This window comes from Veillonellaceae bacterium, from assembly GCA_012523975.1.
Classification (GTDB): Bacteria; Bacillota; Negativicutes; order JAAYSF01; family JAAYSF01; genus JAAYSF01.
In genome coordinates, this window is record JAAYSF010000055.1 from 1 (window position 1) to 15,166 (window position 15,166).

The 15,166-nt window shown below is 44.5% G+C and carries 14 protein-coding genes and 1 riboswitch; of the genes, 2 read left to right on the forward strand and 12 right to left on the reverse strand.

Annotation, left to right across the window (positions count from 1 at the left end):
• Nucleotides 1-70: 70 nt before the first annotated feature.
• From GX348_07555 to GX348_07595, 9 genes are all read right to left on the reverse strand, one after another.
• On the reverse strand, nucleotides 71-706 hold the full coding sequence (locus GX348_07555; protein NLP42039.1) for a YigZ family protein: 636 nt from the start codon (nucleotides 704-706) through the stop codon (nucleotides 71-73).
• Between the two features lie 132 nt (nucleotides 707-838).
• Nucleotides 839-1,153: a hypothetical protein gene (locus GX348_07560; GenBank protein ID NLP42040.1), complete on the reverse strand. Its 315-nt coding sequence runs from the start codon at nucleotides 1,151-1,153 to the stop codon at nucleotides 839-841.
• A 114-nt stretch (nucleotides 1,154-1,267) separates the two neighbouring features.
• Complete coding sequence (locus GX348_07565; protein ID NLP42041.1) at nucleotides 1,268-2,581, reverse strand: purine permease; 1,314 nt, start codon at nucleotides 2,579-2,581, stop codon at nucleotides 1,268-1,270.
• Between the two features lie 14 nt (nucleotides 2,582-2,595).
• Nucleotides 2,596-3,165 (reverse strand): xanthine phosphoribosyltransferase, encoded by a 570-nt coding sequence (locus tag GX348_07570; protein NLP42042.1) that lies wholly within the window; start codon nucleotides 3,163-3,165, stop codon nucleotides 2,596-2,598.
• Nucleotides 3,166-3,344: 179 nt separating this feature from the next.
• A complete protein-coding gene (locus GX348_07575) occupies nucleotides 3,345-3,833 on the reverse strand; it encodes a hypothetical protein (protein NLP42043.1) in 489 nt (162 codons plus the stop codon).
• Nucleotides 3,834-3,878: 45 nt separating this feature from the next.
• Complete coding sequence (locus tag GX348_07580) at nucleotides 3,879-4,640, reverse strand: tRNA threonylcarbamoyladenosine dehydratase (protein ID NLP42044.1); 762 nt, start codon at nucleotides 4,638-4,640, stop codon at nucleotides 3,879-3,881.
• Between the two features lie 229 nt (nucleotides 4,641-4,869).
• Nucleotides 4,870-6,252 (reverse strand): sodium:alanine symporter family protein, encoded by a 1,383-nt coding sequence (locus GX348_07585; protein ID NLP42045.1) that lies wholly within the window; start codon nucleotides 6,250-6,252, stop codon nucleotides 4,870-4,872.
• A gap of 116 nt (nucleotides 6,253-6,368) precedes the next feature.
• Nucleotides 6,369-6,463: riboswitch (glycine riboswitch) on the reverse strand.
• A 1,013-nt stretch (nucleotides 6,464-7,476) separates the two neighbouring features.
• The gene (locus GX348_07590; GenBank protein NLP42046.1) at nucleotides 7,477-8,376 is read right to left on the reverse strand and encodes a B12-binding domain-containing radical SAM protein; all 900 of its coding nucleotides are present in this window, start codon (nucleotides 8,374-8,376) and stop codon (nucleotides 7,477-7,479) included.
• A gap of 134 nt (nucleotides 8,377-8,510) precedes the next feature.
• Complete coding sequence (locus GX348_07595; protein NLP42047.1) at nucleotides 8,511-9,083, reverse strand: nitroreductase family protein; 573 nt, start codon at nucleotides 9,081-9,083, stop codon at nucleotides 8,511-8,513.
• 301 nt (nucleotides 9,084-9,384) lie between these two features.
• On the opposite strand from GX348_07595, the gene GX348_07600 reads away from it, so the two are divergent.
• Complete coding sequence (locus tag GX348_07600) at nucleotides 9,385-9,885, forward strand: superoxide dismutase family protein (GenBank protein NLP42048.1); 501 nt, start codon at nucleotides 9,385-9,387, stop codon at nucleotides 9,883-9,885.
• A gap of 175 nt (nucleotides 9,886-10,060) precedes the next feature.
• Nucleotides 10,061-10,699 carry a C40 family peptidase gene (locus GX348_07605; GenBank protein NLP42049.1) on the forward strand — a complete coding sequence of 213 codons (639 nt, stop codon included), beginning with the start codon at nucleotides 10,061-10,063 and terminating at the stop codon, nucleotides 10,697-10,699.
• 82 nt (nucleotides 10,700-10,781) lie between these two features.
• On the opposite strand, the gene GX348_07610 is transcribed toward GX348_07605, so the two are convergent.
• The 3 genes from GX348_07610 to GX348_07620 all read right to left on the reverse strand — a co-directional run bounded on the left by GX348_07610 (nucleotide 10,782) and on the right by GX348_07620 (nucleotide 15,119).
• Entirely contained in the window at nucleotides 10,782-12,464 is a 1,683-nt protein-coding gene (locus tag GX348_07610; protein NLP42050.1) for a glutamine--tRNA ligase/YqeY domain fusion protein, read from the reverse strand.
• Between the two features lie 188 nt (nucleotides 12,465-12,652).
• The gene (locus tag GX348_07615) at nucleotides 12,653-13,492 is read right to left on the reverse strand and encodes a PHP domain-containing protein (GenBank protein ID NLP42051.1); all 840 of its coding nucleotides are present in this window, start codon (nucleotides 13,490-13,492) and stop codon (nucleotides 12,653-12,655) included.
• Nucleotides 13,493-13,646: 154 nt separating this feature from the next.
• Entirely contained in the window at nucleotides 13,647-15,119 is a 1,473-nt protein-coding gene (locus GX348_07620) for a long-chain fatty acid--CoA ligase (protein NLP42052.1), read from the reverse strand.
• Nucleotides 15,120-15,166: the final 47 nt, after the last annotated feature.

The following is a 15,166-nucleotide window of genomic DNA, read 5'->3' on the forward strand; positions in this document are numbered from 1 at the left end:
ATTAATTCGTCCAATTTATATTTAAAATACGCATCACCTGATAAGGGGTTGTACATCAACACAAACCTTTTCATTCTACGCTCACCTCAAGATACGTCTCGCCATTATGCTCTACCACAGCCTGACCGCCAGTCCAATCCTGCAACCGCGTTTCGAGTACAGATTCATAACCCTTCTCGGCAAGCACCGTTAGCGTGACTTTATCAGTGTACGCCATACCGGCAATATGATAATCATAGTTTCTTAATTCATTCTCCAATTTACCGAGAAATGTATACTCAACTGTAACATCAACTTTAGTATGAAGCGTACGTTCAATTAAACCAGCCGCCTTTAGGCCTTGGCTGGCCGCTTTGCCGTAGGCTCGGATAAGGCCGCCTGCTCCTAGCTTGGTACCACCAAAATAGCGGGTAACAACGATAACGGTATCCTTTACCGCCGACTTCTTAATTACTTCTAAAATCGGCTTTCCGGCTGTGCCTGACGGCTCGCCATCGTCGTCGGCTTTTTGATGCTGATCAAATTCGCCGGAAACATATGCTGAGCAATTGTGAGTGGCATCCCAGTGCTGTTTTTTTATCTTTTCGATAAAACGAATAGCTTCCTGCTCTGTTTCAGCTCTGTTTATATAAGTTATAAAGCGAGACTTATTAATTTCTATCTCGGCAGTTCCATAGCCCTTAACTGTTCGGTATTTTTGCAGCATGTCATCACCAATACCATTATACACTATAGACGGCAGTATTAGCCAACATTCTGTTGCTGCATAAAACACCGCCAGTCATTTGATTATTTACCCGCTCACTAGTGCTCGTTATTATCTGCCAATAGACCCTGGCTATACCACATGAGCCACAAGAGCTGTTATTATCCCGGACATTATCCCTAATACTGCTGCAAAAAAATACAATCCGGAATAATAGCCAAAGAAGGCATATACTGCACAGCCAGCTATAATACCAACTAAAGCAGTAACCCCGACATTATCAGTCTCAGTTGCCGCCAGACCACTGCCCAGTCCGACAACAGTTGAAAACAGGATCAGCGGTGATGCTATAACTTCAATAAACGACACCGATGGCGCCGAGAAATACAAAGATTGCAGAATCCCGACTATAAACCCAGCCAAACAGGCCGAAATAATTTTTCTCATAAGACCCCCCTCGCTTTTTTCTTTATTGTACGGCGAAGGTGTCATTTATGTTACACCAATATAGCAATAAAAAAATAAAACGCCCAGGCATACGCCCGGGCTGATTTATGATATTTATCGCGGCAACGCTGCTGCTTTAGCCTCGTTGGCTTCAGCACTTTTCGTCGACCGCCCCATGTTGAGAATCACATTAAGAACAACTGCCGTAGAAGCACCGGCTACAATACCATTTTCAAAGAGAATTTTAAAGATGGGCGGAAATTGAGCGAATAAGTTAGGTACAACTGTAACCCCCATCCCCAAAGCAACTGAGCAAGCTATAATCAGCAGGTTTTCATTACTCGAAAAATCTACTTTGCCAAGCATTTTTATTCCTGCTGCCACTACCATGCCGAACATGGCTACCATGGCGCCGCCAAGCACAGGGCTAGGGATAATCATGGCCAGGGCTGCGAATTTTGGTATCATACCGAGCATCATCAGAATTGCGCCGGCTGCAACAATAACCCTAATTGATTTGGACTTTGACAATTGTACTAAACCAACATTTTGTGAAAAGGTGGTATACGGGAATGAATTGAGTAGACCGCCAATAACAACGGCCAGACCTTCAGCCCGATAGCCGCGGGCCAAATCTTTCTCATCCAGCTTACGACCGCAGATTTCGCCCAGCGCCAAAAATACGCCCGTCGATTCTACCATGCTGACAATAGCGACAACAATCATCGTAATAATAGCGCTTGGCTCGAAAACAGGGGTACCGAAGTAGAGCGGGGTCGCCATGCTAAACCAAGACGCTTCACTAACAGAATCAAAATGAACATTGCCCATAAGCGCGGCAACAAGCGTGCCGGCAATCAACCCAAGAAGTACCGAAATAGACCGAATAAAACCGGTAGCAAATCTATTTAATAAAATAATAAAGAGTAGAACACCAAAAGCCAGAGCCAAGTTCGAAGCAGCACCGAAATCAGGACTGCCGACCCCGCCGGCCATATTGTTAATCGCAACCGGCACCAATGTAATCCCGATGATGGTAACTACTGAGCCAGTAACAACGGGCGGAAAGAATTTTGCCAGCTTGCCAAACCAACCGGAAATAAGCATTACAAATATCCCTGAACAAATAATCGCACCGTAGATAGCCGTAATGCCATATTGACTGCCGATGCTAATCATAGGAAATACCGCCGTAAAGGTACAGCCTAAAACAACCGGCAGACCAATGCCAAAAACCGGGTTACGCCATGCTTGAAGCAAAGTAGCGATACCGGATGTAAACAGATCGACCGCAATAATATAGGCCATTTGCTCAGCATTAAGTTTGAGAGCGCTGCCAACAATAAGCGGAACGATTATTGCCCCTGCATACATCGCCAAGACGTGCTGAGTGCCGAGAAACACAGTTTTCCCCAATGAATTGTTCATTTTACTCCCCCACTTTACACGAAGTGTACTTGATTATTGTCAAACGATGCTATGCGCACCAGTGATTCCACGCGATATCCGGCCTCTGCCAGTTTTTGCGCTCCCGGCTGAAAGGTTTTTTCAATTACAATGCCGATGCCGACCGCCTTGCAGCCTGCTTGTTTTACTATTTCCGCTAACCCTAAAGCGGCTTGGCCATTTGCCAGAAAATCATCGATAATGAGTATGTTTTCACCCGGCTTTATAAAGCGTTTTGAGACCGTTACATTGTTCTTCTCGGCCTTTGTAAAGGAATACACTTGCGCTGTATAAGTATCTTCATTAGTTGCTGCTGACTTCTTCTTGCGAGCAAAAACAACAGGAACATCGAGCGCCAAACCGGTCATAACGGCGACCGCAATACCCGATGCCTCGATAGTCAATATCTTGTCAATCTTTTCACCTTCAAACCGGCGGGCAAATTCTTCGCCCATTGCTTTCATAAGTTTAGGGTCAATTTGGTGATTTAAAAATGAGTCTACCTTTAAAATAGCGTTATTCAGAACCTTGCCTTCACTAATGATTTTGTCTCTTAATAGCTGCATATTCTGGCCTCCTAGAACTTTTCATAAACGGATTCTAACATAACGACACTGAGAAGTTAAATTAAATGTCTTAATGCCATTTATAAGACAGGCTAATCAATGTACCCCGCCCTGGCCATATTAGACAAAAGAGACTGCCACAGCAGTCTCTTTTGTCTAATATGGTATTCATGGCTTAATTAATTGCTTAGCTTATCTTCAGGCTTTTTCGTTGCGGCCGCCAACCCGATTACTGCGAAGTTTTCCAAGCCATTTTCACCAAACTCTTTATCGTACATTTCAAAGAACTCCATTTCCTTCTCGAAACGTTCTTCGATAGGCATCTTCAATATTGCCTCCTCGCCGTAGCGGCGGATAAAGTCCCGGCGCGCCAGCCGTTCTAGTAACTCTTCCCAAAAAGTTGCATTTTCAAAGTTCTCGATTTTAGCGGTAACATCGCTATTACTTAAGTGAGCCTTGGTAAGATAGTAGCTCCCGGTTTCCTTATTTCTTTCTACGGTTTTGTCAAGACCAAATTCACCGGCGAGCGAAAACAACTTTTGCTCTAACTCCTTGTATTTGCTGACAACCAGGCTGCCATGCTCTTCATGGGCTCTTGTTACCCAGTCGGCTATATACAATACATCCAGCAGCGTTTCATACTCTTTTTTGGTTAGGTTAATTTTCATTTTGCTCTCCCTATATACTAATTTTTGCTATTATTGAATATACCATTAGACCCGATTAAAGACAATATCCTTAATAACCTCACCGGCAATTATCAGTCCGGCCACTGACGGCACAAACGAAATACTGCCGGGAATATTACGGCGGGCAGTACACTTTCGCGTCGCGCCCGGCGGACAGATACACCCTGTCGCACAGCTAGAACCTTCGCTTTCAATAGGATTGAGCGGCTGTTCCTTCGAATAGACAACCTTCAATGAAGTAACGCCCCGCTTTCTAAGCTCTTGCCGCATTACTCTTGCCAATGGGTCAATAGAAGTTTTAAAAATGTCGGCAACTTCAAATTTGGTAGGGTCAAGCTTATTGCCGGCCCCCATAGCGCAAATTATCGGTATACCGAGACTTTTTGCCCTTAATACCAAATCCAGCTTGGCAGTTACCGTATCAATGGCGTCAACAATATAATCATAATCTTTCCTTATTAACCCTTCGGCATTATCCGGCAGATAAAACTGCTGAAAAGTTTCAACTTCGGCCCGCGGATTAATGTCAAGAATGCGGTTTTTCATTACCTCAACCTTGGGTTGACCGACTGTCTTAGTTGTTGCGTGAAGTTGACGATTTATATTGGTCCGGCAGATACAATCATCATCAACCAGCACAAATTTACCCACCCCGGCCCGCACCAAGCCCTCAACAACAAAACTGCCGACGCCGCCGACACCAAAGACGGCAACTTTACTCTGCGCCAGCTTTTCTAAACCTTGTACACCAATTAATAATTCGGTGCGCGAAAACTCATTAAGCACTTAATCACCCTTTATCTTGTAGCTGGATTACTTATTGATGCCTGGCTTAGTACCAGACCGTAATCATCTGTTATTCGATGCTAAAAAAGCTTTTCCTGTCGGACGCCGCCGTTATAATGTACATTCCGATAGCTGTATGGCAGGTTCTTTTGATTTAGTTTAACCATCTCGCTAAGAAAAATTTTAAAAAACAACCGCCAGCGATTTGATTTATCGCTGGCGGTTTTCACTAACCTGCTTTTTGGTCAATACTGCGGCGTTCAGCCTGCTCTTGTTCACGAACATGAGCCATATAGCGATGAGTTTCTTTAACAACAACGCCTGACAGCCCTAACAGAGCAATAAGGTTGGGTATCGCCATAAGACCATTCACAATATCGGCAATTAGCCAGATGGCTTCAAGTTTCAAGAACGCTCCTGCGCCGACCAGTGCGATAAAGGTATAGCGATAAGGCTTGATACCCTTTACCCCAACAAGGTACTCGCAGCACCGCTCGCCATAATAGTTCCAGCCCAGGATGGTAGTAAAGGCAAATAATGCCAGGCCAATTGTTAATATCAATGGTCCTACAGTTGGAAAGGCGGAGGCAAAGGCTGCCTGAGTTAGCGCTGCCCCTTTTAATTCTGTGCTCCAAGCGCCTGTTACAACAAGAGTTAAACCGGTCATTGTACAAATGATAATCGTATCGATGAAGGTACCGGTCATCGAAATAAGACCTTGTTCAGCCGGCCACTTTGTTTTTGCCGCGGCAGCAGCGATTGGCGCACTTCCCAAACCCGATTCATTCGAGAAAATCCCACGGGCGATACCATTACGGATTGCCATCATTACTGTTGCTCCTAAAAAGCCGCCGGCAGCAGCGGTGCCGGTGAAGGCGCTCTCGATTATCAACACTACCGCCCCCGGCAGTTTATCAGCATAAACAACGAGTACACCCAGGCAAATTAAAACATAAAAGATTGCCATAAACGGAACAATTTTAGATGCTACTCTGGAAATGCTCTGAAGGCCGCCCAGCGTTATCATCGCCACCAAAATAGTTACAACTGCAGCTGTAGCCCATACCGGAATACCCATTGTAAGCTCGACACTGTCAACAATAGCATTAACTTGGGGGAAGGTTCCAATCCCGAAGAAAGCTACTAATACACCACACACCGCAAACATAACAGCCAGGGGGCGGTATTTCATCCCCAGACCTTGCTCTATATAATGCATCGGGCCGCCGGCCACTTGGCCATTAGCATCATAGCCGCGAAATTTAACCGCCAAAAGACCCTCAGCATATTTGGTTGCCATGCCGAAGAAGGCAGCCATCCACATCCAGAAAATTGCGCCCGGCCCACCGGCTGAAACAGCTGTCGCCACTCCTACGATATTCCCAGTGCCGACAGTCGCTGCCATTGCAGTACAAAGCGCTCCAAAACTATTTACATCACCTTTGCCGTCATTTTTGGCTGTAAAAATGAGTTTTAACGCCAACGGCAACCGGAAGACCTGCAACAACCGCAGCCTAATCGTAAGAAAAATCCCGGTCCCTACCAATAGTATGAGGAGCGGCGGCCCCCACACCAAACTGTCAATACTGTCTAATACCTTTACAAAATCCATGTCACCCTCTCCTTAAAATAAGCATAAAAAAGAGCCAAATCCTAAGATTTGACTCTGGTGACAAAAGACGCAATGAAAATGGAAGACCACCCAAAGATAAAAAATACTTTGTTTGTTCCAGCGTCTCTGTCCTTTTGCCTGAGAGATTTAACAGCTATTGCTGTATTGCCCCTTCGGCGCCCTTTTTCAGGGTCTCTCCAGAGTCCCGTCCGGTTACGGTCCTGCTTGGTAATGCCAAGCGCCTGAGAGTGTTACTCCTTCGGCAGGCCTAATGGCCGTTCTTCCGTTAACCTTCACTCGGATATTACATTGTAAGTAATGACTGTTATTTTAATACAGCTAAGTGTCTTTCGTCAAGACATAAGTTTACATTTTTTAAGAAATAATTCGACCTTAATGTATTATACGCTACTTTGATCCTGACTAACTTTAAACCGACCATAAAAAAAGAAATCCCTACACTGTCGCCATTGCCAAAGAAGTCCTCCCTCGGACATCTTTTGTAAACATACTTTGTAAATAACACTCATGTTATTTACCATCATGACCCAAATATGCATTTAAAGTTAAATAATATTTTTTGTCAAATATCCTGTTATTCTGGGTTATTTTTTAAAATCTGGTTACAATGGGGGTTTAATATTCAATTATCTCATCATTAGTTTATCTTAATATACATAGCACCACTTAGAGCTATTGTCTAAATTTTTATAATTTTTTAGATTTATGCATAAAAGTTATTGCAATTATGACAATTCGTGTTATAATCAAATTACCATAAAGAAAAGGAGTGACCTACAATGTCAACAACTGTAACTGCTAAGGCCGCCCCTCAAGCACACAATGCTAATTCTCCGTTCATGCTGCTAACCTTAACACTGTTCATGCTGATTTCCTTAGGAGGTTCACTGGGATTAATGCATCTTTTGCATTAAAAATTCGCAATCTTAACGAAACTTTGAAGTTAACGCAACAATCACATTACAATACCAAAAGGAGTGACCTACAATGTCAACAATTGTAACTACTAAGGCCGCCCCTAAAGCTCACAATGCTAATTCTCCGTTCATTCTTCTGACTTTAACCCTGTTCATGCTAATCTCCCTAGTGGGATCACTGGCACTTCTCCACTTATTACACTAAGAATTTACAATATTGATAAATATATATAATTGCTAAACAAAAGGATGCCGCTTGGGCATCCTTTTTTATTTCACGAGCTATTCAGAAACGCTCGACATTATTGTATGGGTCCCAGTCAGTAATCTTGCTCAATGCGGCGGCCGCCTCTTTAATCTCACTGAGCAATCTTGACTTGTCACGAGGCAGTGTTCCACCTAGCGTTACATAATTGGAAATATGATTACTGCGAAATAGGCAATGACGATCGGGCGGCAAGTCAATTCCATTTAGCATTTGATACAATTCAACCATTATCCCATCTGGCGGCAGCAGGACAAATTCCCCGCGTTCAAATTCAGCTAAAAGTTCACTGCCGCGATACATCATGAGCGTCAGCGCGCTGAGCATATTAGGACGGATAGCATTTACCGCTTGAGCCGTGTTGGCAGCATGCCGTTCTGATCCTAGCTTCCCCCCCAGTCCTAAAATAACCATCATTGACAGTTTAATATTTGACGCAGTAATTCTCTGTCCGGCTTGAATCGCTTGAGCAGCCGTTACCCCTTTATTGACATGGGCTAGCGTCTCATCATCACCCGACTCCATCCCGTAATAAACCAGCTTAAGTCCGGCTTCATAAAGAGCATCAAATTCCGCCGGAGTTTTGCGAAGAATGTCGAGCGGCCCGGCGTAACTAGCTACCCGCTGCAATTTAGGAAAATTCTTTTTTAACAATTCAAGGATACTTAGCAATTTATCAGTTGCCAGCATCAACGCATTTCCGTCAGCTAAAAATATACGGCGAATATGGCTAGCATAGGGTCTAGCTCGCTCAATCTGCCGCACAATTTCATCCATCGTCCGCATTCTGAACCTGACTGTCCGGTACATATTGCAATAAGTGCATTTATTATGCGAACAGCCTATTGTCACCCTAAGGATAAAACTATTAGCCTCACTAGGCGGGCGAAAAACTGGCCCTTCAGCATCATCAAAATACATTACAACTCACCTCTGTACACTGAAGTTTCTCTATCCTAGTATAAATGGAATAACAATGCAGTGAACAACTCTTTTTGTTAGACATTTAAAGAAGACCTGCCGGAGGTAAGTATCTCCGGCAGGTCAAAAATATTTTAGCCGTTAATTACAATGTCTTTCAATTTACGTTTCGGCACATGGTGAACTTGGGCTTCATCGCGCCAATACTTAATATCCTGGTCCAACTCGACCTCATCGATTACAACTGTTTCTTTAGGCTTGCCAATTGACAGCACAAACAGAATCTCGTACTTATCCGCGATGCGGAGGGCGTCAGCTAATTTTTGCCGTTGAACACTAGCGAGTATACAGCCACCCAAACCCTTCTCAACTGCTCCTAACAGAATACTTTGCGCGGCGATGCCGTGATCAACTCCTGCCACCATCGGTATATCTTTATCTTTTAGAATAATTATATAAGCCGGCGGTCTTTCGCCTTTATCTGGACCCGGCCATTCTTTGAGATAGCCTGCCCACGCCAGGGTTGGATGAATTTTTTCAACAGTGTCTTCATCATAAGCAAGAAAATACCTTAACGGCTGAGTATTGCCGCCAGTCGGGGATAATCTGGCATTATCAACAAGCTCCAGCAATGTCTCCTTTGATATCTTCTCGTCTTCATAATAGCGACGATAGCTGCGATTTTTCTTAATTAATTCACTAATCATATTAACCCTCCTCACGGTTAGTTATTTGATACAAACAGCTGATGTATACCTTTGTACTCCCCAGTTTCTACAAAAATGCCAATAATATCGGTACTTTGGGGATCTAGTAGAAAATTCCATACGTATCTCTTTTCTTCCTGCCACCATGGGGATATTTTTTAAACCTGTTTAACCAAAATTACTGCTGAAACATAAGATACAGTACATAGCATGGCTAAAGGAGGGCTGCCTTTTGAAAAATTGGGATTGGGATGAGGATTATTCGACAACTAAGCAGGATTGTTGTTATTGCTGGCAGTGTATGTATGCTAAAAAATGTTGGCCCAGCGAGCAGGAGTCTGCCGAGGCAATTGCCTATATTAAGGGCGGACCGCTTGCCCCTGGTATCAAAGGTGTCGTTACCTTCCGTGCTGTTCCCGGCGGAACCGAAGTCTCGGCAAACATAAATGGTCTGCCGCAATATCAGCCTGCGCAAGGCAATAGAGCCCCAATTGGTCCGCATGGATTTCATCTCCATGAATGCGGCAGCTGCGCCGTCGGCAACCCTGAAGATCCCTTCATGAAGGCAGGCGGACATTGGAATCCGGATAACCAACCACATGGCAATCATGCCGGCGATTTTCCGGTGCTGTTTTCTAACAACGGTCGAGCCTGTATGACCTTCTTCACCAATAAATTCAAACCCAAGGATGTTATCGGCAAGGCAGTAATTATTCACCAAAATCCCGACGACTATCGGACCGAGCCGGCAGGAAACGCCGGCCGACGTCTGGCCTGCGGAGTCATCAAGCGCTGCCGCTAAAACTGAAATGCTTGCCGTTTTTACCCGCCACCAGGAAACTGCCCTGGTGGCGTCATTTTTGAGATAAGACTTCCTCCCTAACAATTATTATAGTTTACATAAAATTATTATTTTGTTATAATACTGACTAACCGGTCACGTAATTGTGCGGTAATTTTTTGGGGGAGGTAATACAATGCTTAAGCATAAGTTTTCCATTGTCATCGCTTTGCTAATGGCTTTCACCTTTACCATAGTAGCACCAGCGGCCCCGGCATATGCAAATCCGTTGTCTAACCTCCTGACTAAAACTGATTCCGACAGCTCCGCCTCAGGCGGCAACGGACTGTTAAATATTCTGATGGGCTTGTTGCTTGGTAAGCTTTTTAACAATCTAAATGATTCAGGTTCATCACCGGCTGTCACAGCACCTAATAAATCACTGGGCTCAACTGCGCCGGCCAGCGCAACCGGACAAGCCATAATTGCTGACGCCCAAAAGTATCTGGGTGTGCCCTATGTATGGGGCGGTTCAACACCAAGCGGTTTTGACTGCTCAGGTTTCACGCAATATGTAATGAAAGAAAATGGCATCCAAATTCCACGTACAGCGGCTGAACAATATGCTGCCGGTACTCCGGTCAACAAAGCCGACCTTAAAGTTGGGGACCTTGTTTTCTTCACCACTTATAAACCAGGTGCTTCACACGTCGGTTTCTACATGGGCAACGGCAAGTTCATCCACGCCAGCTCAGGTGCCGACCAGGTAACTATAAGCAACCTCGATGAGAAGTACTACGTTGAGCACTATATCGGTTCCCGGAGCTACTTCTAACTTTCAGAGTTGTTCTCCTGACACAATCAAATAACGCGCATACTAAAATGCATGTGAATTAGTCAATTCACATGCATTTTTATTACGATTTATTTGCTTTGGCCCAAGAATCACGTAAACCGACAATACGGTTAATTACCAATTTCTCAGCAGTTGAGGAAGGATCTATGGAGAAATAGCCCTGACGCAGGAATTGATAGCGGTTACCGGCCGGTGCACCGGCAATGCTAGGCTCAATCATGCAACCGTTAAGCTCTTCGAGTGATTCGGGGTTAAATGCGGCAGCAAAGTCGTCATTGTCTTCGCTGTCCTCACGGAAAAGATAATCATAGAGACGCACAACTGCAGGTACTGCCTGACCAGCTGATACCCAGTGGAGCGTACCTTTTACTTTGCGGCCGGCAGTTGGTCCGCCGCTTTTTGAATCAGGATCATAGGTACAGTGAATTTCGGTGACAGCGCCTGTCGCCTCGTCCTTTACAACGCTTTCGCATTTAATTATATAGGCATGCTTCAAGCGCACTTCTTTACCTGGGGCAAGGCGGAAAAACTTCTTGGGCGGGTCTTCCATAAAGTCATCCTGCTCAATATATAGCTCCCGTGAAAAGGGAATGGTCCGTGACCCCATTTCAGGGTTTTCAGGATTATTCTCAGCTTCAAGCTGCTCAACCTGATCAACCGGATAGTTATCAATTATCAATTTTACAGGCCGCAGTACAGCCATTACCCGCGGCGCTTTTGCATTAAGGTCTTCTCTAATACAGTGTTCCAGTAAAGCAACATCGACTGTGCTATTGCTCTTAGCTATTCCGATACGGTCGCAGAAGTCGCGGATAGCTTCCGGTGTATAACCGCGGCGGCGAAGTCCTGAGATGGTCGGCATCCGCGGATCATCCCAGCCGCTGACATAACCTTGTTCAACTAGCGCCCGCAGTTTGCGTTTACTCATAACCATTTTGGTTATGTTTAGTCTGGCAAATTCTATCTGGCGCGGCCGGCTTGGAAAATTCATTTCGGCCAACTCTTCGAGCACCCAGTTATACAGCGGGCGGTGATCTTCAAATTCCAGTGTACATATCGAATGAGTAATGCCTTCAATGGCATCTGAAATGGGATGAGCATAGTCATACATCGGATAAATGCACCACTTATCACCGGTACGATGGTGGTGAGCATGTAAGATACGATAGATGACAGGATCGCGCATATTAATATTCGGCGAAGCCATATCGATTTTTGCCCTTAAAACCCGGCTGCCGTCAGCAAATTCCCCTTTGCGCATTCTTGCAAACAAATCAAGATTCTCTTCGATTGAACGATCGCGGTATGGGCTTTCTTTACCCGGTTCAGTAAGTGTACCGCGATACTGGCGGATTTGCTCGGGTGTTAAATCATCAACATAAGCTTTGCCTTTTTTAATGAGCAACACTGCGCTATCATAAATTGTTTCGAAATAGTCAGAGGCATAAAACATTCTGTCGTCCCAGCTAAACCCTAGCCATTTAACATCAGCCTTAATGGAGTCAACATACTCGACTTCTTCTTTTGAAGGATTAGTATCATCGAAACGCAGATTGCACAGCCCGCTGTACTTCTTAGCTGTGCCAAAATTCAGGCAGATTGACTTGGCATGGCCAATATGAAGATAGCCGTTAGGCTCTGGTGGAAACCGCGTATGTACCTTACTGATATTTTGATTAGCTTCTAAGTCCTCATTAATGATAGCATCGATAAAGTTAGCCGGCTGGCTTGGACTTATTGTCATAGCTGATGCCCCTTTCAACAACTAGATATTCCCATAGTTTTTGGATTTTATTTATAGATCTGGCGATCAAACTTGGTAGCCAAAAAAGCTTTTAGGACATTTCCTAAAAGCTGATAATATAGCTATTTTACATCTGTACAGCAAGTATTGTCAACTTTTGCAAACTACAGCGGCAATACAGGCCCTTTTTACGGCATCGGCGGGAGTCTTAGTTCCAATATTCCCAGATTCAGTTGTTCAAGATAGATTTCCGGCCGCCCAAGGCAGCGGTCTTTAAAAAAACTGCCATGACAATCAGAGCCGCCCGTGATTATCAAATTCCGCTGCTTACACCATTCTACCGCTCGTTTGGTCGTGTTCTCATCATGACAGGGATGATAGCATTCAACCCCCTGAATGTCTTCACGGACGAAAAAGTCAAGCGTTTCTTCGAGCGTTGAGCCATGAAAGCCGCTGCCAGGGTGAGCGAGGACCGGCACACCGCCAGCGCCTTTTATTGCTGCAATCGCGACACTCGGCGGCGGGAAATCCGGAAAGGTTATCCCCCGTTCCTTGGTAAATAGATTAGCAAAAAAATCGTTTATATCCCGGCAAAAACCTTTATCAATCAGAAAATTCAGCGCCTCCCAGCCGCCTCGCTCAGGGTCATGACGGTATTGGCAGTACTCATCGTAATCAATTGCCAAGCCGTCCTTGATTAATTTCTTGACACTTTGCTGATCGACATCTTCCATTAGCGCGGTGTTATAACGCAGCAGCTTGTTTAAGGCAGCATTATCTGCATCTATGCCATAACCTAAAATGTGAAAAGATTGATTATTGATGGTTGTACAAATTTCTACTCCCGGCAGAAAATTTAAGCCGGCAGCCGCGGCTAAGGCTGATGTCTCATTGATATTGGCTGTTGTATCATGATCGGTTACTGCAAACAGACCTATCCCGGCACTTTTTACTTGATTGACTAACACCTCGGGTCGCCAATTGCCATCTGATGCCGTCGTATGGATATGTAAATCTACTCTCATCATTTAACCTCTTGATATCAAATTATTAGTCAGCTTTTATTACTAGTTAATAAGCAAAATTAGCGATTTATAATTGTAATGAATAGGTGATTGTTTGTTAGGAAATAGCTTCAACACAGCAAAAACTCCAGAGAATTGATCTCCGGAGTTGGTAGCATTAGACAGCCTCCTCACGCAACAACCTTTTCATAATCTTGCCAGTACTGTTCTTTGGTAAGGCCTCGACTTGAACAAATTCACGCGGCACTTTATAGGCCGCTAACCTATTACTCAAGTATTCACGCAGCGCCTTTTTGTCTAAAGTATGTCCTTCGGCAATGACTACATAGGCACGTCCGGCCTGCCCCCGAAGTTTATCAGGAATTCCGATAACAGCAGCTTCAGAGATGGCGGGATGAGCATAGAGGAGTTCTTCAATTTCACGCGGATAAACATTTTCACCACTCGTGATGATCATGTCTTTAATTCGATCAACGATAAAAATGTACCCATCCTCATCGCCATATGCCATATCGCCGGTGTGCAGCCAACCGTTACGCAGCGCTTTTGCGGTATCTTCCGGTAAATTGTAGTAACCTTTCATTACATTAGGACCTCGAACAATAAGTTCGCCAACTTCTCCGGTCGGTACTTCGCGGTTATCTTCATTAACTATTTTAGCATCGATTCCCGGAAGCGTCTCGCCGATTGAGCAATATTTAATATGGCCTGGCCGATTAAGACAAACTACCGGGGAGGCTTCTGATAGGCCATATCCTTCGAGAATCGGAATGCCAAATTTCGCTTGGAAATTCCTAGCTATCGTTTCCGGGAGCGATGCGCCGCCTGAAATAAAATATCTTACTTTAGAAAAGTCTTCCGGCCGGCCGACTGTCGATATGAGCTGATACATGGCCGGAACAGCATATATTATTGTTACTCCACCATCTCTGATGGCTGAAACGGTTTCTTTGGGATTAAAGGTTTCCAAAATTGTAATAGCTGCGCCATGCAGCAACGTGCTTAGCACCGCGCATGTCCAGGAAAAGCAGTGATACATCGGTAAAACGCATAGCACATTATCCTCAGCATTTACTGACAATATTTTGGTAAATGCCTCGGAATCACTTACTAAGTTATTATGACTTAAAACTGCGCCTTTCGGATTACCAGTTGTGCCCGAAGTATATATAATTACACAGGAATCGTCAGCCGAAATATTTGTGACGGCCGCGACGGCATCTAGATCGGCTGTGTCAAGATCCACGCTAAATTTCGGTATCACCAATTGATTAACTGTTTCATGGTAGCCATAGTTAGCGAGTTCAGCTTGCAGATCAAACTCTGTCATCGTCACAAAAACTTTAATCTTTGCATCCTTTATGATATAGGCGATTTCCCGCGGCACTAACTGAAAGTTAATTGGAACTGCAACGGCCCCCAGACTGATAATAGCCATATAGCTATAAATAAATTCGACCGAGTTCTTAGCCAATAAACCAACATTATCGCCTTGACGAACACCTTGCTGGTAAAAAAACGCCCGGTAGCGGCCTACCTGCGCTTGCAATTCACCGTAGGTTACTGTTTTTTTGCCGAATAGAGCAATTTGTTCGATTTTCCCTTGTTCGATTAACTGGTGAACAAGCATGTAAGTTCCTCCTCAATTTACCTGACCAAAAATTAGTTTTCGGTACA

Bases quoted from the DNA above. Each gene is read 5' to 3' on its own strand.
- GX348_07620 (NLP42052.1), bottom strand. From the start codon at position 15,119: ATGCTTGTTCACCAGTTAATCGAACAAGGGAAAATCGAACAAATTGCT.
- GX348_07575 (NLP42043.1), bottom strand. From the start codon at position 3,833: ATGAAAATTAACCTAACCAAAAAAGAGTATGAAACGCTGCTGGATGTA.
- GX348_07605 (NLP42049.1), top strand. From the start codon at position 10,061: ATGCTTAAGCATAAGTTTTCCATTGTCATCGCTTTGCTAATGGCTTTC.
- GX348_07585 (NLP42045.1), bottom strand. From the start codon at position 6,252: ATGGATTTTGTAAAGGTATTAGACAGTATTGACAGTTTGGTGTGGGGG.
- GX348_07595 (NLP42047.1), bottom strand. From the start codon at position 9,083: ATGATTAGTGAATTAATTAAGAAAAATCGCAGCTATCGTCGCTATTAT.
- GX348_07615 (NLP42051.1), bottom strand. From the start codon at position 13,492: ATGATGAGAGTAGATTTACATATCCATACGACGGCATCAGATGGCAAT.
- GX348_07600 (NLP42048.1), top strand. From the start codon at position 9,385: ATGTATGCTAAAAAATGTTGGCCCAGCGAGCAGGAGTCTGCCGAGGCA.
- GX348_07590 (NLP42046.1), bottom strand. From the start codon at position 8,376: ATGTATTTTGATGATGCTGAAGGGCCAGTTTTTCGCCCGCCTAGTGAG.
- GX348_07560 (NLP42040.1), bottom strand. From the start codon at position 1,153: ATGAGAAAAATTATTTCGGCCTGTTTGGCTGGGTTTATAGTCGGGATT.
- GX348_07570 (NLP42042.1), bottom strand. From the start codon at position 3,165: ATGCAGCTATTAAGAGACAAAATCATTAGTGAAGGCAAGGTTCTGAAT.
- GX348_07610 (NLP42050.1), bottom strand. From the start codon at position 12,464: ATGACAATAAGTCCAAGCCAGCCGGCTAACTTTATCGATGCTATCATT.
- GX348_07555 (NLP42039.1), bottom strand. From the start codon at position 706: ATGCTGCAAAAATACCGAACAGTTAAGGGCTATGGAACTGCCGAGATA.
- GX348_07565 (NLP42041.1), bottom strand. From the start codon at position 2,581: ATGAACAATTCATTGGGGAAAACTGTGTTTCTCGGCACTCAGCACGTC.